This is a genomic window from Arthrobacter sp. C9C5 (assembly GCF_013359735.1).
GTDB lineage: Bacteria > Actinomycetota > Actinomycetes > Actinomycetales > Micrococcaceae > Arthrobacter.
Window position 1 is genome coordinate 1 of the sequence record NZ_JABFMX010000017.1, and the last position, 18,275, is coordinate 18,275.

Genomic DNA, 18,275 nt, shown 5'->3' on the forward strand with positions numbered 1-18,275 from the left:
ACAGCCGGCGGTGGGCCTCGACTGCGGTGATCTGCAACCGGTCCCGCAGGAACTCCCCGCTCTTGCGGTAACCGTCATCCAGGACCGGGGAATCCGCGGCGGCGGCTTCCTTGCGGGTGCGGTCCACGGCGGCCGCGCCGACCAGCTGCAGGAAATCCACCGCCCGGGCGAGCTCCTCGACCCCGGCGGCGTACTCCGCGGCCTCCGCGAAGCCGAACAACGCCGCGTCACCGACCGCCGTCGAACACAACTCCCGCAATTGCCCCAGAACGAACCCCAGCGACGGATCCCGGCGGCCATCAACCGGCCGGGTGGCCGGAGAGAAGGTGACCGCTGCACTGGTTCCCATGAACCAAGTTCATCAGAGACCTACGACATTATTAGGACCCTGCGGAACGCGCACCGAACAATTATCCGCAGCCGGACGGCCACGGACTCAGCTGCCGCCAAGCACACGCGGCCGTCCGAATTGCGTTCGCACGCCCGGCGAGAACAGCACCGATTCGGGCGGTCCGGAGAGCGTGATGCCGGCCGCCGCGACGAGTTGGTCCTCCAGCACCGTCAGCCGGGCCTGGAACAGCGGCCAGGGGCTGTGAGTATTGGGAACATAGAGTGTCTTGCCGCGGAAACGGGTGTGCAGCCCAAACCGGGCCGTGAGATGGACGGAGAGCGGATCGGCCGCTTCGGCGTCGAACTGCGGGGCCACCGCGAAATCGCTCCGCGCCCCGCTCCCAAACCGGCGAACCGAATAACCCGTCGACGGGTCAGCGCTGTTGGCTGCCCGGAAGCGGTCCCGGGACCACACGTAGGGGATTCCCGCCGCGCGTGCGGCCAGCACCACTGCCAGGCGTGAAGCATCCAGGGTCAGGAAGACGACACCCCGGGTGCCGCCCGGCTCCCGCGAATAGACCCGCACGTTGATCTCGTTGAAGCTGCCAAAGTAGGGAATTCCCGGCCCGTTGCCCAGGCCGGCCCCCTGCATGCGGAAGCCGATCAGGCCCACCCAGGCCGATCCGTCGAACACGTCCGGGACAACTCCGTGCGGCATGAACGCCGCCGCAACCGGCTCGGGGATGCGCCAGTGCAGGAACACCGCGTCCGTCCACCGCTGGTCCATGATGACCGGCAGGGGCAGGTCCGGCGCATCGGGCCAGGGATCGGTTTCCATCGGTTCGCCGGCCGTTAGTTCAGGGCCCGGGTCCCGTCAGGAAGCTCTCCGCCGGCCAAGAGATCCGCCGCGGTATCCGCCAGGGCGGTAAGTGCCACGCGCTGGGTCCACGGGCCGTACGAGATGCGGGCGACGCCGAGTTCCTGGAGCTTGGCGGGGGCCAGGGAGCCGGGGACGTTGATGACCGAGATCTTGTTCCAGCCGATGCCGTCCACCAGCGCCTTGACGGTGGCTTCGTCCAGCAGCCCGGGTACGAACACGGTCGTGGCACCGGCGTCGAGGAAGGCCCGGCCGCGCTCAACCGCGTCGGCGAGCACGGCGCCGGGGTCCCGGTCCTTGCCCTTGAGGAACGCGTCCGTGCGGGCGTTGAGGACAAAGTCGATGCCCTCGGCCTCGGCGGCCCGCACCACGGAACTCATCTGGGTCACCGCGTCGGCGAGCGGCCGCATCTGGTCCTCGATGTTGGCGCCAACAATGCCGACCCCGATCGCCTTGCGGGCTGCTTCGCCCGGGTTCCCGTAGCCCGACTCAAGGTCGGCGCTGACCGGAAGGGAGGTCGCCGCGGCGATGCGGCCGACGGCGGCGATCATCTCGTCCAGCGGGATCTTCTCGCCGTCTTCATAGCCCAGCGAGGCCGCAATAGAGTGGCTGGCCGTTGCCAGGGCAGTCGTGCCGGGGAGGTCGGCGACGACCTTCGCGGTGATGACATCCCAGACGTTGATGACCTGCAGGATCTCGGGCGCCCGGTGGAGGCTCAGCAATTCGGTGGCTTTGGAGGCAAGTGAATTCGTCATTTCGCGAGCCTATCCGGAGCCGGTGAGTGCCGAGAAGGGCTTTCCGCTCTCGGGAGAACCGGTCAGCCGGCCGTCGACGGCGCCTGGGCGTCGGCCGCTTGGGCGGTTGCCGGCTGCTTCTGCCAGGGCCAGCGCCCGGTGATTTCGAGCTCGAGGGAGAAGCTCAGGAACGTTCGGATCAGCACGATGATGGCCAGCACGCCCACGCTCTCAAAGGTGGGGGTGACAGCCACGGTCCGGATGATGTCGGCCGCCACCAGCAGCTCAAGGCCGAGCAGGATGGAGCGGCCCAGCAGTTGCCGGTAGGAACGGTAGACCGAGAGTGGCTCGGAGCCGGGCGGCAGCTGCCGGGGCTGGAACCCCCGCAAAGCCATCGGGATGGACACCAGGGCGCCGATGACCATGATGGCCACGCCGGCGAAATCCATGAACCGGCCGACCGTCTCGATGATGTGCTGAAAATCCATGCTGCCCCTCGGGAAAGTTGGGTATGAAATCTAGTGGTCTGCGAGCAAACGGCGCGTCAGGGGTGCCGCTCGCTGACGCCGGCCAGGATGGCGCGATAGCCCTCGCGGAAGCTCGGATACTCGAACTCGAAGCCGGTGCTGCGCAGCAGCGCGTTGCTGACGCGTTTGTTGCCGCCCCGCGACGGCTCGCCGCCGCCCGAGGCGCTGCCAGCTCCGGTCGTTACCCCCGACGCCGGTTCGGCCGGCCGCGGCTCCGGGAGCCCCAGCTCGCCGGCCAGGAACCGCAGCACTTCGCCAAGTTCGGCCGGCTCGTTGTCCACGCCGAGGTACACGGGCGCCGGCTCAGCGGCCATGGTGCACAGGTGCACGATGGCGGCAGCGGCGTCGTCGCGATGGATCCGGTTGGTGAAACGGGACTCGGTCGGGACTGTGGCGTTCCCGCCGCGCACCTGGTCGATCAGGCGGGTCCGGCCCGGCCCGTAGATCCCGCCGAGCCGCAATACCACCGGCGAAACCCCGGTGCCATGCAGGCGGCGGTAGAGCAGCTCCTCGGCTTCGCGGATGATGCGGCCGGAGAATCCGCCGGGGTTCGGCGTCGTCGTTTCGTCCACCCAGCCGCCGTCGGCGTCGCCGTACACCGCGGTGGAGGACACGACCAGCACCCGGCGGACCGGCGCGCCGGAAGCTGCCACGGCGTCGAGCACATGGGCCAGGCCGTCCACATAGGCCGCCCGGTAGGCCTCCTCGGTAGGGGAGTCCGCCGCAATGGCGACGACGACGGCGGTGGTGTCGTCCGGGACCGGCGGCAGTTCGCCGGTAGTTAGGTCAGCCGCGGCGCCTTCTATCGCCGTCGGCAGTTTCCCCGGTGAGCGCCGCCAGCCCACCACGCGGTGGCCGGCCGCGGCAAAGCGCAGGCCGGCTTCGGTACCCAGATCGCCGCAACCGGCCAGCAGTACAGTCATACTGGCCAGTCTGCCAGTAAACGCGGGCAGCGCGGGGAGCGACGGAGCCGCTACCGCCGCGTCCGCTCGCGGGTTTCGTTCGGGCTCGGGGTTTGGAAGCGCCGACGGCGGACGGAACCCGCGAGCCGGAGTGTCGCCCGGAGCTGCTCACACCGTCCGCGCCCCGAGCTACCGCGCCGGGATCGGGAAGAACGCCCGGGGATCCTGCAGCAGTGCCGGGTAGTCGAAGTCCCGGCGGGCCAGGATCTCGTTGACCTGGAAGTTGCGGGCAAAGTGGCCGTCCACCGTGATCGGACGCCCCTGGACCTCGCCGACGGCGAAGGAGCGGCCGCCCTCGAGCGGGATCGCCACCACGGACTTCCCGGGCAGCGTGGTGAACGCCTCTTCCTGGGCCTGGCGCTTGCGGGTGGGCTTTTTCACCAGCGGCTTGGCGGGGCGCTTACGCGCATTCTTATCCGGCCGGCGGGACCCGTTGTCCGCGTAGACGAACTGGTACTCGTCCTCCCCGGCGGTCGCTGCCTTGCCGCGAACCGGCGGCAGGCTGATCGTGTCCAGCTGCTTCGGGTCGGTATCGCCCAGCGGCAGGCGGAGGACCCACATGCGGTCTCCTGCAGGATCTTCCGGCAGCAGCTCGTGCTTGGGTTCGGGCCACACGTACTCCAGGTCCGGATCCGTGCCGGGGAACACCGAGGCGTAGAACCGCTGGTCCTTGGCGAGCAGCCGGGAGCGGTGGCTGGCGTGGAAGTCCGGGTTCCCCAGCCAGTACGGCATCGGGATCTTGGCCGCGTAATCCGGGTGCGCGGCCTGCGGAGCGAACTCCATGATCTTTTCCCGGGTGGTGTCTTCGCCGCCGCGGGCGGTCCATTCGTCCACCACGGCCAGGCCGTACATCGTCAACGCGGGGACGTGGCCCATCCACATCCGGACGGCCGGGTGGGACTGCCAGCCGTACTCGGGAATCACCAGCGCGCGCAGCATCTGCAGCGCCTCGACGCGCTGCTTGCCGAGCCGTACCGGGTCAAGGGCCGCGGCGCTCTGCTGGAAATCGGGGAAGGGGAGGAAAGTCTGCATCTCTCCAGTTTGGGGCCACGGGGCCGCAACGCCAATTGCTGGGCCTTCCGGGTGAGCGTGTTCACATGACGGATACATACAGACAGCTCCCAGCCCGGGGATCTATCATTTACGGCAAGCAACCCCAGCCGCACGGAAGACCCGCCATGACCCTTGAATCAGCGGCGCCCATTGCGCCAAAGTACGGACAAATGCTCGGCCCGGAAGCCAACGGCATCCTGGTCCTCGAAGAATTCACGCTGGACCCTGCCGAGGCCCGCAAGGAGCAGAGCGGTTTCCGCACGGCCCTTGCCTCGGTGGCCCTGACGATGCGCCGCCTGCTCGCGTTCCGCCTCTTCATCGCCCTCGTCGCAATCGCCAACCTGCCGCTGTTCCTGCTGTCCAGCGGCTGGGAAATCTACGCCATCTCGCTGACCCTCGTGGTGGCCGTGCACGCGGCCGTGTCCTGGCTGAACCGGCATGAGCCGCGGCTGCGGCAGCGCCGGCTGCTCGAACTCCACCTGCACCGGGAACGCAGCGCCAACTACCGCAAGGTCCGCGACGCGGTGAAGTACGTGATCGACACCCCGGCCCGGATGAACGAACAGCTTTACCTGGAACTGCTCGCCGCCAAGCGCGTCGCGCTGCACCTTGCGCAGGGCACCGTGGCCCTGCTGGACACCAGCGACGACGCCGCGTGGAAGGTCCGCATCATCCGCGAACTCCCGAAAGCCGCCTGAGCGGCTCTCGCCGCTTTAGCCCTTCAGGACCGCCCCGAGGTACGGGGCGGTCCTGCTTGTTTTGGAGCGCGCGACGACGGCGGGTTCCCCTGCGGCGATGATCTCGCCGCCGGCGTCGCCACCGGCGGGTCCCAGATCGATCACCCAGTCCGCGGCGGCCACCACGTCCATCTCGTGCTCCACCACAACAACGGTGTTGCCGGCGTCCACCAGCCGGTGCAGCTGGGCCATCAGGAGTTCGACGTCGGCCGGGTGCAGTCCCGTGGTGGGTTCATCCAGCAGGTAGAGCGAGTGGCCCCGCTGGGCACGCTGCAGCTCGGTGGCGAGCTTGATGCGCTGGGCCTCGCCGCCGGAAAGCTCGGTCGCGGGCTGGCCCAGCCGGAGGTAGCCCAGGCCCACCTCGCGCAGCGTCTGCAGGGCGCGTGCGGCGGCGGGGACCTCGGTGAGGAAATCGGCGGCCGCGTTGACGGTCATGCCGAGCACCTCCGCCACGTTCTTGCCGCGGTAGCTGACTTCCAGGGTCTCCGGGTTGTAGCGCGAGCCGTGGCATTCCGGGCAGGGGCCGTAGCTGCCGGGCAGGAAGAGCAGTTCCACGGCCACAAAGCCCTCGCCCTGGCAGGTCTCGCAGCGTCCGCCGGCGACGTTGAAGGAGAAGCGTCCGGCGCCGAAGCCGCGGGCTTTGGCCTCGTCCGTGGCCGCGAATTCCTTGCGGACGGCGTCGAACAGCCCGGTGTAGGTGGCCAGGTTGGAGCGCGGGGTGCGGCCGATCGGCTTCTGGTCCACCTTCACCAGCCGGTCGATCTGCTCCAGCCCGGAGACCGGGCCGACGCTCAGCGGGGCGCTGGGCTCCCCGGCGTCGTCGGCTGCCTCTTCCGGCGTGCCCTCTGCTTCGGCCCCGGGGTGCAGCCAGGCGTTGGCCACCTCGGCGAGGACCTGGCTGACCAGAGTCGACTTTCCGGAGCCGGAGACGCCCGTGACGGCGGTCAGGACGCCGAGCGGGAAGCTGGCGTCGAGCTCTTGCAGGTTGTGGCGGCTGATGTCGCGCAGCTCCAGCCAGCCGGCCGCTTCCCGGCGTGCGCGAGAACCGCCGTCGTCCGACTTCCTTCCACCGTCCGGGAACAGGTAGGGCCGGGTGACGGAGGCCTCCACCTCGGCGAGACCGGCCACCGGGCCGCTGTAGAGCACCTCGCCGCCGCCGTCGCCGGCGCGCGGGCCCACGTCCACCAGCCAGTCGGCGCGGCGCACCACGTCCATGTTGTGCTCCACGACGAACACCGAGTTGCCGGAGGACTTGAGCTGGTCCAGCACCGCGAGCAGGGGCTCGGCGTCGGCCGGGTGCAGGCCGGCGGAGGGCTCGTCGAGCACGTAGATCACGCCGAACAGCCCGGAGCGCAGCTGGGTGGCGATCCGCAGGCGCTGCATCTCGCCGGGGGAGAGCGTGGGGGTGGAACGGCCCAGGGCAAGGTAGCCCAGGCCGAGGTCCAGGAGCACGGTGACGCGCTGCAGCAGGTCGCGGGTGATGGCGACGGCCACCTCGTTGGACTCGCCGGAGGACTGTTTCCGCGAGGCTGTCCCCGCGGAAGTGAGCTCGGTGGTGGGGCGGATGATCGCGGCGAGTTCTGTCATCGGGACGGCGTTGAGCTCGGCGATGGTCTTTCCGGCGAACGTCACGGCGAGGGCCTCGGGCCGCAGACCGCTGCCTCCGCAGCGCGGGCACGGGCCGGTTTCCATGAAGCGCAGCACCTTCTCACGCATGGTGCTGCTCTTGGAATCGGCGAGCGTGTGCAGGACGTAGCTGCGGGCGCTCCAGAAGCGGCCCTTGTACGGCTTGGCCACCCGGTCCCGCTGTGGCGTCACCTCCACCACGGGCTGCTCCTCGGTGAACAGGATCCAGTCGCGGTCCTTTTTGGGCAGCTTCCGCCACGGGGTATCGACGTCGTAACCCAGGTGGGTGAGGATGTCGCGCAGGTTCTTGCCCTGCCAGGCGCCGGGCCACGCGGCGATGGCGCCGTCACGGATGCTCAGCGAGGTGTCCGGGACCAGCGACGATTCGCTGACCGTGTGCGCGATGCCGAGGCCATGGCACTCGGGGCAGGCGCCGGCCGCGGTGTTGGGGGAGAACGCGTCCGAGTCCAGCGGCGCCGCGCCGTCGGGGTAGCTGCCGGCCCGGGAGAAGAGCATCCGCAGCGAGTTGGACAGCGTGGTGACCGTGCCCACGGTGGAGCGGGAGCTGGGGGTGCCGCGGCGCTGCTGCAGCGCGACGGCGGGCGGCAGCCCGGTGATCAGCTCCACCTTCGGGTTGTGGCCCTGCTGGATCAGCCGGCGCGCGTACGGCGCCACCGATTCGAAGTAGCGGCGCTGGGCCTCGGCGTAGATGGTGCCGAAGGCCAGGGACGACTTCCCGGAGCCGGAGACCCCGGTGAAGGCGACGATCGCGTCGCGCGGCACGTCCACGTCCACATTGCGCAGGTTGTTTTCCCGGGCGCCGCGGACCCGGACGAAGCCGTCCGTGGGGTGGTCCGGCGCCAGGCCGGTGAGATTGGAAGCCTGCTGATTAGTTTGCATCAGTTCGACTCTATCCGTCCTTGCGTCCGGCGGGCATATCCTTACCAAATGGAAACTTACGACGGCGGCGCGGACGCGGCCCAGACTGAGGGCGTCCCCGAGTTCGCCGAGATCCCCGAAGAGGTCCACGCTGCGCTGCCGGTTGCCGAGCTGCACCTGCACATCGAGGGCACGCTGGAGCCGGAACTGATCTTCGCGCTCGCGGAACGCAACGGAATCACGCTGCCCTATGCGGATCTGGACGAACTGCGCGCCCGTTACGAGTTCACGGACCTGCAGTCGTTCCTGGATCTGTATTACGCGAACATGGCAGTGCTGCGGACCGAGCAGGACTTCGCCGACATGACCCGCGCGTACCTGGCGCGTGCCTCGTCCGCCGGGGTGCGGCATGCCGAGATCATGCTGGATCCGCAGGCGCACCTGTCCCGCGGCGTGTCCCTGGCGACCTGCGTGAACGGCGTCGCCTCGGTCCTGGCCACGTCGCAGCAGGAGTTCGGCGTCTCGACCCTGCTGATCGCCGCGTTCCTGCGCGACATGTCCGAGGAGTCGGCGCTGGAGGTGCTGGAGCAACTGCTGGCGATGGACGCGCCGATCGCCGGCATCGGGCTGGATTCGGCGGAGGTGGGCAACCCGCCGTCGAAGTTCGAACGGCTCTTCGCCCGCGCCAAGGACGCCGGGCTGCGGCGGATCGCGCACGCCGGCGAGGAGGGCCCGCCGTCGTACATCATCGAGGCACTGGACGTGCTGGGCGTGGAGCGGATCGACCACGGCATCCGCTGCATGGAGGATCCCGAGCTGGTGGAACGCCTGGTCCACGAGCTGATGCCGCTGACCGTCTGCCCGCTCTCCAACGTCAGGCTCCGGGCGGTCGACACCTTGGCCGAGCACCCGCTGCCGGGCATGCTCGCGGCCGGGCTCAACGTCAGCGTGAACTCGGACGACCCGGCCTACTTCGGCGGGTACGTGGATGACAACTTCGCCCAGCTCAAGTCCGTGATCGGGCTGTCCGAGTTCGACTGCGTGCGGCTCGCGGCCAACTCCATCCGGTCCTCCTTCGCGAGCGAGGAACGCAAAACGGAGCTGCTGGCCGAACTGGCAGCCTCGGGCCGCTAACCCCTCGGTTGCTCTCTCACTTATGGCTGCTATGACGGCCGGATAGGAGCCATAAGTGAGAGAGCAACCGGGCGTTTAGACGTCGATGCTGTCCATGTGCGGGTAGCGCGCGCCGGCGGCGACGCCGGCCGGAGCCAGCTCATCGAGCCGGGCGAGGTCGCTCGCGGAGAGTTCGACGTCGACGGCGCCCAGGTTCTCGCGCAGCCGTTCGCGCTTCTTGGTCCCGGGGATCGGCACGATGTGTTCGCCCTGGGCCAGCAGCCACGCGAGGGCCAGCTGTGCCGGGGTGCAGCCCTTCTCGGTGGCGAGCTCCGTCACCCGGTCCACGAGTTCCAGATTGCGGGTGAAGTTCTCTCCCTGGAAGCGCGGCGAGTGGCGGCGGAAGTCGTCTTCGGCAAAGTCTTCCTCGCTGCGCAGTTGGCCGGTGAGGAAGCCGCGGCCCAGCGGGCTGTAGGGGACGAAGCCGATGCCGAGTTCGGCGAGGACCGGGAAGATCTTGGTCTCCGGCTCGCGCTCCCACAGTGAGTATTCGGTCTGCAGGGCGGTGATGGGGTGCACGGCGTGGGCGCGACGGACGGTGTCGGCACTGGCTTCGGAGAGGCCCAGGTGCTTGACCTTGCCGGCCTGGACCAGCTCGGCCATGGCGCCGACGGTCTCCTCGATCGGCACGGTCTTGTCCACCCGGTGCTGGTAGTACAGGTCGATGTGGTCGACGCCGAGGCGCTGCAGGCTCGCGTCGCACGCGGCCCGGACGTATTCGGGCTTGCCGTTGATGCCGACCCAGGAGCCGTCCTCGCGGCGTTCGTTGCCGAACTTGGTGGCCAGCACGACGTCGTCGCGGCGGCCGGCGATGGCACCGCCCACCAGCCTCTCGTTGGTGAACGGGCCGTACATGTCCGCGGTGTCCAGCAGCGTTCCGCCGGCGTCGAGGAAGGCGTGGATGGTGGCGACGGACTCCTTTTCGTCGCCTTGGCCGTAAAACTCGCTCATGCCCATACAGCCCAGTCCGAGGGCGGAGACGGTGAGTGAGCCGAGGGTGCGTGTTTCCATGGGGATCTCCTGAACCAGGGTGGGATGGAGGTGCCGCGGATCAGCCCCGAGCGAGCGGGGGCGGCGGCGATCAACCCACTCTAGCCAGCTTGTTTGCCGTGGGCAACGGTCTTCCGTTGCCGGGGGTTCATTCCGCCGGCTGGGGTTTGCCCAGTCGCAGCAGCAGGGCCGTAAGCGCGGTGACAGCCGCACACACTGCGGCTCCCCAGGCGATGTCCGTCAGCGCCACCACGGCCGGGAAGTCCTTGAGGATGGCGAAGGCGGTCAGGGCCCAGGTTGCGTAGGTGAAGAAGCCGAACAGCGCCGCCCCGGCCACCCGGCTCCGGAGTGTGGCTTTGGGATCGTTGGGCCGGATGCCGTAGTGCACTATGCCCACCACGTAGACGACGTAGAACAGCACCGCGCCCAGCACGTTGAAGCTGGCGGGGAGCAGGTGCCCGATCTGGCTGCGGTATTGGTTGTTTGCCACGGTGCTGATCCAGAGGGCGTCGATTCCGGCGAAAATGACGGCGGCAACTGCGTAGGCGAGCAGCCACTTCTTGGTGGGACCGGTCATGGTGGCTCCTCTTGTCGGCAACGTGCGGGCGTTCCCCGAAGTATAGGCGGCGGCAAGTCAGGGCTGCGTTTCTCGGGGATTGAACAATACTGATGGTGGTGGGCGATGCCCCCGCCCCGGCGCGCCAGCGCTTGGTGATGCCTGTGAAGGGAACATCCTGATGAAAGACTCGGACCGCAAGGCCCTCGCCACCATCCCCGTGGTCGTCGTGATTGGGGCTCTGCTGGCGGTTGCCGGCAGCCAGGGCGGCGCCGTTGTCGGCGGGATTCCCGTCTTCGCGCTGGCCGTTGGGGCCGCCTTCCTGATCCAGTGGCTGGCGTTCATTCCGGCGTTCCTGGCGCAGACGGAGAAGTTCTACGACCTGACCGGGTCGCTGAGCTACATCGCCGTCACGCTGCTGCTCGTGCTGCTCACCCCGGGGATAGATGCCCGGGGACTCCTGCTGGCGGCATTGGTCCTGGTGTGGGCGGCCCGGCTTGGCACCTTCCTGTTCCGACGGATCAGCCGGGCCGGCAAGGACGATCGTTTTGACGAGATCAAGCCCTCCTTGGTCCGCTTCCTCAGCGTGTGGACCATGCAGGGGATCTGGGTGGCGTTCACCGCTGCCGCCGCGTGGGTGGCCATGACTTCCGCGAACCGGGTAGCGCTGGACGGCTTCGCCGTCGCCGGCCTGTTGGTTTGGGTGGCGGGCTTCGGCTGCGAGGTTTTGGCGGACTCCCAGAAGTCCCGGTTCAGTGCGGACCCCGCCAACAAGGGCAAGTTCATCTCGACAGGTTTGTGGGCGAAGTCCCGGCACCCGAACTACTTTGGCGAAATCCTGCTCTGGGTCGGCGTCGCGATCATTGCCTTGCCCGTGCTGCAGGGGTGGCAGTGGGTTGCCCTCATCTCACCGGTGTTCGTCGCCCTGTTGATCACCAAGGTCAGTGGCGTGCCGCACCTCGAAAAGAAAGCCGACACCAAGTGGGGCGGCCAGGCCGACTACGAGGCGTACAAGAAGAACACCCCGGTGCTGATCCCCCGGATCTAGCCACACAGCGGCACTCCGGTCCGTCACAGTGGGTCACGACACACAGAGTTAACCCTGTCCGGTCGCCATCGCCGCCGAACCTTGGCAAAATGCAGGTGGATCAATTGCTTCTAAAGGAGACCCATGGGCGCGAACGCTGCGGAAAACACGAACCTTCGACTTAAGGCTGTGCTGGACGTCCTCGCCGAGGGGGTCTGGTCGGGCGAGAAGCTGAACGCCGGCGTCGTGCTGGGCGAGGCCATCGCACGGGTGCCGCTCAACGACCATGAGCGCGAACTGCTCAGCGGCGGCATTCCCCGCGGCCACAAGGCGCTCACCACCGCGACGGCCAAGCTGGTCAAGGCCGGCTGGCTGGTCAAGGGCCGCTCCGGCTGGACCATCACCGAGGACGGCCAGCGCGCCACGGTCGCCTTCGCCGACCCCGCCGCCTTCACCGCAGCGCTCGACGCCGGTACCCCGGTTCCGGCCGACACCCCGCTGCCGTCCGCCCCGGCCGGGAAAGCAACCGGGAAGCCGGCGCCCAAGGCCGTCAAGGTAGCGGAAGAGGTCGCCGAGAAGGTGGCCGACAAGGCCGCCAGGCTGGTCGAAGAGGTTGTTGCGCCGGTCGCCAAGGCCGTACGGAAGCGCAAGGCAGCTGCTGAGGCGCCCGCCGAAGCAGCCCCCGCCGCCCCGGCTGCGGGCGTGGAGACGATCGAGCAACCAGAAGCGGTTGCCGTTGCCGGCGATTTCAACGTCCTGCTCGGTGCACCCGCCAACTGGGCCCCGCAGTACGACGAGGCCCAGATGCAGCTGGACGAGGTGGACCAGCTCTGGAAGCTCGCCGCGGAACTGCCGGCCGGCTCCTACAGCTTCAAGATCGCGATCAACCGGTCCTGGGACGAGAACTACGGCGCCTTCGGCCACTTCGACGGCGCCAACCACGAGGTGCACCACCGCGGCGGCCTGCTGGTCATCCAGTACGACCACCGGACCCGCGACATCGTCATCGACTAGGCGCCCGGCGAAGGGTCAGTCCCGAGCGGAGTATTAGACCGGAGCTCAGAACCTCGTGGGGTCCGGGGCCGGCGGAACGGGCGGCGGCGGGACCGGGCCGGGATCCGGGATCGGCAACGGCCCCGGGGAAGGCGCGGGTCCCGGCGTCGGACTTGGACCCGGCGCCGGAATGGGCGAGGGTGGAGTGGGGCCCGGATCCGGCGGGAACGGATCGCCGGGCTGCGGCTCCGGGGACATCGGCCCGGGCTCGGGCGGAAACGGGGACGGCTCGGGCGCTGGTGGAATGGTCATGGCTCCGATTATCGACCCGTCACACCGGAGAGGGAAGGCGGCCCGGGAAGACGGGCAGCGAAGAGCGTGCCTAGTTCTGCGCCGCGATCGACTTGTCGCGGTCCTCGAACACATCCTCGCCCGGACCCGAGAACGCGCGGGAGCGCTGCACGGCCTCGATGGAGCCGGTGAAGAGCTGCGAATCGTGCGGGTCGGAGGGCAGCCGTGAGGCCGTCTCTTCCGCCGCGGAGAGCTTGCCCGGACGCTTGGCCGCGGGCTGGGTCGAGGCTCCAGCGGCCGGCATGGATTCGAGCCGGACGTGCGGCAGCGCGGTCGGGTATTCCTGCTGCAGGAAGAGCACCAGCTCCTCGCGGATCAGGCAGCGCAGGTCGAAGAGCGAGGCGCTGTCCCCGGCGCTGACCAGGATGCGGACCCGGACAAAACCTGCCGTCGCGTCGGTGATCTGCAGGATGCCTACGCGCTTGTCCCAGAGTTCGGTGGAGGCGAGCACCTTCTTTAGCTCCGCCCGCATCGCTTCCACCGGGGCACGCCAGTCGAGGTCGAACTCCACCGTGCCCATCACCTCGGACTGGCGCCGGGTCCAGTTCTCGAACGGGGTGGTGGTGAAGTACGTGGAGGGGAGGATCAGCCGGCGGTCGTCCCAGATGTGGACCACCACGTAGGTCAGGGTGATCTCCTCGATCCGGCCCCATTCCTTCTGGACCACCACGACGTCGTCCACCCGGATCGCATCCGTGAAGGCGAGCTGGATGCCGGCGAAGACGTTGACCAGCGAGGTCTGCGCCGCGAGGCCGGCCACGATCGAGATCACGCCGGCGGAGGCCAGCAGCCCCGCACCGAGGGCCTGGATGGCGGGGAACGTCAGCATGATGCTGCCCAGCGCCACGATCGCGATCAGCGCGACGCCGATGCGCCGGGCCAGGATCACCTGGGTGCGGAGCCGCCGGGCACGCCGGTTGTCCGCCACGTCCACCCGGTACCGCGTGAGCACCATGGTTTCGATGATCAGCAGCACGGCGATTGCCAGCCAGGCCACGGACCCGATCAGCGCGATCACCAGGCCGTGGTCCACGTTGCGGCGCCACTCGGCGTCGGCGGTGGTCGTGGCGAGTGCGATCCGCACGCCGATCAGGCACAGCGCGAAGCGCAGTGGCAGCCGCGCCACCCGGGAGGTCTCCCGGAGGGCCTCCTGCTTGCGGTTGAGCCGCAGGACAACGCGGCGCACCAGCCAGGAAGCGATCAGCCCGGCGGCCACGGCCAGGGCCACGGCGAGGAAGGGCATGGCGGGGGTCAGAAACTCTTGCATCATTTAAGGTCTAGCAAGCTTCGCCGATCAACTGAAATCGGTGGATTGTCAAGGTGGGTCTGATCACGCCAGCGTCGCTTAGCCGCTGCCGCGCCGAATCCGGGGAAGATCAGGGACCTTAGCCCCTAGATACCTCGGAGCCACGCCCCAGAATTGAGCCACCACTTGCATCTCAGGGGGAGGGTGACATGAGCCATAGGGCCTCGTTGGGCACATTCGGTTCCGTCGCGTTCTGCGCGGCGGTTTTGCTGTCAGGGTGCGGCTCGCCCGCGGCGGCGCCGGCCACTACCGCGCCAGCCACCAGTGCGCCGGGCACGACGTCGGCCTCCGCCACGGCGAGCGCCTCGCCGACGGTGGAATCACCTACTCCCGCAAGCAGTTCCGCGTCCAGCCCCATGACTACTGCGCCGGCGGGCTGGAAATCGTACACGACGTCGGACGGGACGCTGACTTTTGACTACCCGGGGACCTGGTCGGTCAAGGAGGTCGACGGCGCGGCGGCGCTGGTGAGCGACTACGGCAAGACGATGGCGCGGCTGCGGACGCAGGTCGGGCCAGGCCCGGCGTGCACCACAAAGTCCCAGTTCATGGTCTATGACTCCGCACCGATTCCGGCCCTGGCGCAATCCGGGACCACTCCGAGGTTTACCTACGAGGCCCGGGTCAACGCCACCGCGGCGGATCCGTCAAAGCCCAACACCTTCGCCTACGGCATCACCGCGGCGCCCGAACCGACCGGAACCGAGGCCTGCCCCATCTCGCACGTCTTCCCGTGGCCGCCACGGTCGGCGTCCTTTGGCGGCGTCTACGACCCGTTCGACACCACCCCCGGCAAACCGATGCACGTGGACACTCCCGAGGTGTACAAGGACACCACCGAGTACAAGTACATCAAGCAGGCCATGATGTCCCTCCGGCCGGCGGGGAAGTAACCTGCCGGTGGGACAGGCTCGGCAGACGGCGGGTACCGCACTGGGGCTGGTCCTGCTGCTTGGCGGCTGCGCCGCCCCGGCAGCACCGACGGAGAGCGCGGCGCCCGCCAGTACGACGGCGCCGGGCTCACCGACTACCGGAACCGGCACGCCGTCGGAGGAGACGCCGTCGGGCTGGCAGACCTTCACGACGTCGGACGGCCTGTCCTTCGACTACCCGCCGGGCTGGACCGCCAGGGATCCGGGCGGTGACCTCGGCGGAGCCTTCGTGGATGTCACCAATGCGGCCGGGAAGCCGATGGCCCAACTGCGCACCAACATTGTCACCGGCGCGGAGTGCACCGTGCAGTATCCCTATGAGGTCTACGATTCCCAGCCGCTCCAGGCCCTGGTGGAACCGGGCAGCGCGGACCGGGGCGTTCCCCGCTACGTCTTCGAATCCCGCGGTGACGGCACCGGACCGGGCCCGAGCCAGAACACCACGGCCGCGTACGGCGTCACCATGATGCCCGACGAGACCGGGCCGCTCGCCTGCCCGATGTTCCATCTCTTCCTGTGGCCGCCGAGCGGGGCATTGTTCGGCGGCACCTACAACCCGGCGAACAACCTCACCCCGGGCCCGGCGTCGTTGCCGTATCTGGAAAAGGCGAAGCGCTACGCCGGCACGGAGGAGTACCAAACGATCCGGAAGATGATCACGTCGCTGCGGCCGGCGAAGGCGACGGGGTAGCCGCACTGGCTAGCCGCACCCCGGCGCGGCGCGGGCATCCGAAAAGTTACACGGCAGGGAAGTGCCGGCGCCGGCGCGTGTGGGCGCGAGCCGCCGTGCTGCTCTTGGTCCAGGTGGTGCCGCCCCAGGGAGTTGAATGGGTCTCCCGGATCAGCCCGGTGCCGGCGCACTCGCGGACTGCCATGATGCCGTCCGCCGCGGAACGCTTGTCCTCGAAGGCTTTTGAGACAGCGAGCACTGTGCCGTCCGCCCCCAGCAGCCGGAACCGGACGTTCGATTCTGCGTCGGTGAAGATTTCGAATTGTCCTGCCATTGTCTTTTCCTTTCAGGCGTTCCGGCGGGCGTCGCGGGGTGTCCGCTGAGTGCACTGTGCCGGAGGTCTTCTTCCACCCTCCTTGGCCCGGGACAGGGCTGAAAGGGGCAAAAGTCCCGGATGTGGGCGGCGCCGGACCGGGACTACATTGGAGGCATGGCTGATTTTGCTGGTGGATCCGGGGCAGTGGATGCGGGTGCCGCCGTGCGTCTGACGGCCCGGGTGCAGGGCATGGTGCAGGCGGTCGGCTTCCGGTACTGGACGGTGCGCAAGGCCGAGGAGCTCGCGCTGCGCGGCACCGTCAGGAACAACGACGACGGCACGGTCGGCGTCGTCGTAGAGGGTCCGCAGGCGGTGGTGCTGCAGTTCCGGACCTGGCTGCGCTCGCCGGATGCCCCGGGGCGGGTGGAGCACGTGGAGGAGCGGATCTCTCCCGCCACCGGTGCGTTCAGCAACTTCCGGGTGCTCTACTGAGCGCGGGTCACACCCTAGGCGGGGGCATCAGGGCAGCGGCCTCAGCAGCCCGCTCGCCAGCACCGCTTGCCGGGACAGGGTCTTGTAGCCCTCCCGTTCGAACAGCACCGTGATCAGCCCGTCGTCGTGGCCCATCACCAGGCCCCGGCCCCAGAGCGCATGCTCCACGGCCGAGTTCAGCGGGAACTCTTCCGCGCTGGCCGTGGCAGAACCGGCCGTGGCAGCGCCGTCGTCGTGCGTCCTCGCTGACGAGCCGTCGCTGCAGTTGTCGCAGTTCCCGCACGGGGCCGGGAGGTCCTCGCCGAAGTAGCCCAGCAGGAACTGGCGCCGGCAGCGGTGCGTCTCCGCGTAGCCGCGCATCATGGCGATGCGGGACTTGTCCACGCGTTCCCGCGCCGCGACGAGGGCGACGGCGCGCTCCACCACCGCCGCCGGATCGACCTCCGGTGCGAGGCCCGCCCCGTCGGACGCCATCGTCACGAAGCCGGTGTCCTGCAACTGGTTCAGCAGCCCCGTGACCCGGCGCGGCGGGAACCCCGTGGCGAGCGCCAACGACTGCGGCGAAACCGGAGTGCCGGCGTCGCACAGGACATCAAGGACGGCGAGCAGGGCCTCCTCGTCCGGACGGTGGGTGGCGAAGTAGCGGCGCAGGCCCAGGTCCTCGGAGCGGTAGTGCAACACCGCGACGGCGGACAGGCCGTCGCGACCGGCGCGGCCGAACTGCTGGTAGTAACTGTCCAGCGACTCGGGAATGTCCGCGTGCAGCACGAACCGGACGTCCGGCTTGTCGATCCCCATCCCGAACGCGGTCGTCGCCACCACCACGTCGAGGTCCCCGGCCAGGAACTGCCGGTGGACCTCGTCCCGTTCCGCCGCGCTCCGGCCCGCGTGATAGGCCGCGGCGCGCAGGCCCTTCTGCGCCAGCTTCGCGGCGTACTTCTCGGTGTCCTTCCGCTTGGCGGCGTAGACCAGGCCCGGGCCGTGCAAGTCGCGAACCAACGCTGCGGCCTGCCGCACCACGGCGCGCCGTTTCTCCTTGTCCTCGTGGTGCCGGATGACCTCCAGGCTGATGTTGGGCCGGTCGAAGCCGCGGACCAGCACCAGCGGATCCGTCATCCGTAGGCGGTCCAGGATCTCCTCGCGGACCGGGGGAGCGGCGGTGGCGGTGAGGGCCGCCGTCGTCGGGTTGCCCAGGCGCTCGCGGACCTCCCCGAGGCCGAGGTAGTCGGGCCGGAAATCGTGGCCCCAGGTGGAGACGCAGTGGGCCTCGTCCACCACGAACAGGGCAATGTTCAGGGCCGCTAGCCGCTCCACCGTGCTGGTCTTCGCCAGCTGCTCCGGCGCGAGGAAGAGGAACGCGGCGTCGCCGTGCTCCACGGCCTGCCAGGCGCGCTCCTGCTCCGCGGCGCTGTGTGAGGAATTGACGGCGACGGCGTGGCCCGGGCCCAGCGCGCCGGCCAGCCCGTCCAGCTGGTCCTCCTGCAGGGAGATCAGCGGGGAGACGACGACGGTGGGCCGCTTGAGCTGCCGGTGCAGGAGCAGCGCCGGGACCTGGTAGATGGCCGACTTCCCGTAGCCGGTGGGCATCACCGCGAGGACATCCCGGCCAGCCGCGAGCGCGCGCATGCCGTCTAACTGCCCGTCGCGGAGCCCGGGGAGGCCAAAGGCGGCGGCAGCGAGCGTGCGGAGGGCGCCGTCGTCGGCCGCTTCGGGGGCCGGGCCGGCGCTGGCTTGGCTCATTCGG

19 protein-coding genes and 1 pseudogene are annotated in these 18,275 nt (G+C 69.1%); 7 read left to right on the plus strand and 13 right to left on the minus strand.

What is annotated here, in order from left to right:
* The 6 genes and pseudogenes from HNO80_RS13535 to HNO80_RS13560 form a co-directional block, all read right to left on the minus strand.
* Positions 1-349 (minus strand): annotated as a pseudogene (locus tag HNO80_RS13535) (hypothetical protein); the annotation flags it as partial.
* Positions 350-436: 87 nt separating this feature from the next.
* Positions 437-1,168, minus strand: a complete 732-nt coding sequence (locus tag HNO80_RS13540) for a YqjF family protein (protein ID WP_175323374.1) — start codon at positions 1,166-1,168, stop codon at positions 437-439.
* Positions 1,169-1,182: 14 nt separating this feature from the next.
* Positions 1,183-1,962 carry an isocitrate lyase/PEP mutase family protein gene (locus tag HNO80_RS13545; RefSeq protein WP_175323375.1) on the minus strand — a complete coding sequence of 260 codons (780 nt, stop codon included), beginning with the start codon at positions 1,960-1,962 and terminating at the stop codon, positions 1,183-1,185.
* A 62-nt stretch (positions 1,963-2,024) separates the two neighbouring features.
* Positions 2,025-2,429 (minus strand): DUF1622 domain-containing protein, encoded by a 405-nt coding sequence (locus HNO80_RS13550; protein WP_175323376.1) that lies wholly within the window; start codon positions 2,427-2,429, stop codon positions 2,025-2,027.
* A gap of 56 nt (positions 2,430-2,485) precedes the next feature.
* The gene (locus tag HNO80_RS13555; RefSeq protein ID WP_175323377.1) at positions 2,486-3,391 is read right to left on the minus strand and encodes an SDR family oxidoreductase; all 906 of its coding nucleotides are present in this window, start codon (positions 3,389-3,391) and stop codon (positions 2,486-2,488) included.
* A 168-nt stretch (positions 3,392-3,559) separates the two neighbouring features.
* Positions 3,560-4,462 (minus strand): MSMEG_6728 family protein, encoded by a 903-nt coding sequence (locus HNO80_RS13560; protein ID WP_175323378.1) that lies wholly within the window; start codon positions 4,460-4,462, stop codon positions 3,560-3,562.
* Between the two features lie 146 nt (positions 4,463-4,608).
* Here HNO80_RS13560 and HNO80_RS13565 point away from each other — a divergent pair, with 146 nt between their 5' ends.
* On the plus strand, positions 4,609-5,181 hold the full coding sequence (locus HNO80_RS13565) for a hypothetical protein (protein WP_175323379.1): 573 nt from the start codon (positions 4,609-4,611) through the stop codon (positions 5,179-5,181).
* Positions 5,182-5,196: 15 nt separating this feature from the next.
* Here the strand turns inward: HNO80_RS13565 and uvrA are convergent, their stop codons facing one another.
* Positions 5,197-7,746, minus strand: coding sequence for an excinuclease ABC subunit UvrA (uvrA, locus tag HNO80_RS13570; protein ID WP_175323380.1), 2,550 nt, complete (start codon positions 7,744-7,746; stop codon positions 5,197-5,199).
* 48 nt (positions 7,747-7,794) lie between these two features.
* Between uvrA and HNO80_RS13575 the strand changes: the two genes are divergently transcribed.
* Positions 7,795-8,859 (plus strand): adenosine deaminase, encoded by a 1,065-nt coding sequence (locus HNO80_RS13575; protein ID WP_175323381.1) that lies wholly within the window; start codon positions 7,795-7,797, stop codon positions 8,857-8,859.
* A gap of 75 nt (positions 8,860-8,934) precedes the next feature.
* On the opposite strand, the gene HNO80_RS13580 is transcribed toward HNO80_RS13575, so the two are convergent.
* Complete coding sequence (locus HNO80_RS13580; protein ID WP_175323382.1) at positions 8,935-9,909, minus strand: aldo/keto reductase; 975 nt, start codon at positions 9,907-9,909, stop codon at positions 8,935-8,937.
* Between the two features lie 127 nt (positions 9,910-10,036).
* Positions 10,037-10,465: a DUF2177 family protein gene (locus HNO80_RS13585; protein WP_175323383.1), complete on the minus strand. Its 429-nt coding sequence runs from the start codon at positions 10,463-10,465 to the stop codon at positions 10,037-10,039.
* A gap of 160 nt (positions 10,466-10,625) precedes the next feature.
* Between HNO80_RS13585 and HNO80_RS13590 the strand changes: the two genes are divergently transcribed.
* Positions 10,626-11,492: a DUF1295 domain-containing protein gene (locus tag HNO80_RS13590; protein WP_175323384.1), complete on the plus strand. Its 867-nt coding sequence runs from the start codon at positions 10,626-10,628 to the stop codon at positions 11,490-11,492.
* Between the two features lie 123 nt (positions 11,493-11,615).
* The gene (locus HNO80_RS13595; protein WP_175323385.1) at positions 11,616-12,485 is read left to right on the plus strand and encodes a pullulanase X25 domain-containing protein; all 870 of its coding nucleotides are present in this window, start codon (positions 11,616-11,618) and stop codon (positions 12,483-12,485) included.
* Between the two features lie 361 nt (positions 12,486-12,846).
* On the opposite strand, the gene HNO80_RS13600 is transcribed toward HNO80_RS13595, so the two are convergent.
* Together HNO80_RS13600 and HNO80_RS13605 are read right to left on the minus strand one after the other, a co-directional pair.
* Complete coding sequence (locus tag HNO80_RS13600; RefSeq protein ID WP_502707858.1) at positions 12,847-14,082, minus strand: mechanosensitive ion channel family protein; 1,236 nt, start codon at positions 14,080-14,082, stop codon at positions 12,847-12,849.
* 172 nt (positions 14,083-14,254) lie between these two features.
* Positions 14,255-14,479 (minus strand): hypothetical protein, encoded by a 225-nt coding sequence (locus HNO80_RS13605; protein ID WP_175323386.1) that lies wholly within the window; start codon positions 14,477-14,479, stop codon positions 14,255-14,257.
* On the opposite strand from HNO80_RS13605, the gene HNO80_RS13610 reads away from it, so the two are divergent.
* Together HNO80_RS13610 and HNO80_RS13615 are read left to right on the plus strand one after the other, a co-directional pair.
* Positions 14,478-15,014: a hypothetical protein gene (locus tag HNO80_RS13610; RefSeq protein WP_175323387.1), complete on the plus strand. Its 537-nt coding sequence runs from the start codon at positions 14,478-14,480 to the stop codon at positions 15,012-15,014. The two genes, HNO80_RS13605 and HNO80_RS13610, sit on opposite strands and share 2 nt — an antisense overlap.
* Before the next feature lie 7 nt (positions 15,015-15,021).
* Positions 15,022-15,744 (plus strand): hypothetical protein, encoded by a 723-nt coding sequence (locus tag HNO80_RS13615; protein ID WP_349627358.1) that lies wholly within the window; start codon positions 15,022-15,024, stop codon positions 15,742-15,744.
* Positions 15,745-15,790: 46 nt separating this feature from the next.
* Here HNO80_RS13615 and HNO80_RS18160 read toward each other — a convergent pair whose 3' ends face one another.
* Positions 15,791-16,057, minus strand: coding sequence for a YegP family protein (locus HNO80_RS18160; protein WP_175323388.1), 267 nt, complete (start codon positions 16,055-16,057; stop codon positions 15,791-15,793).
* A 156-nt stretch (positions 16,058-16,213) separates the two neighbouring features.
* Between HNO80_RS18160 and HNO80_RS13625 the strand changes: the two genes are divergently transcribed.
* Complete coding sequence (locus HNO80_RS13625) at positions 16,214-16,531, plus strand: acylphosphatase (RefSeq protein ID WP_175323389.1); 318 nt, start codon at positions 16,214-16,216, stop codon at positions 16,529-16,531.
* A 27-nt stretch (positions 16,532-16,558) separates the two neighbouring features.
* On the opposite strand, the gene HNO80_RS13630 is transcribed toward HNO80_RS13625, so the two are convergent.
* Entirely contained in the window at positions 16,559-18,271 is a 1,713-nt protein-coding gene (locus HNO80_RS13630; protein ID WP_175323390.1) for a RecQ family ATP-dependent DNA helicase, read from the minus strand.
* Positions 18,272-18,275: the final 4 nt, after the last annotated feature.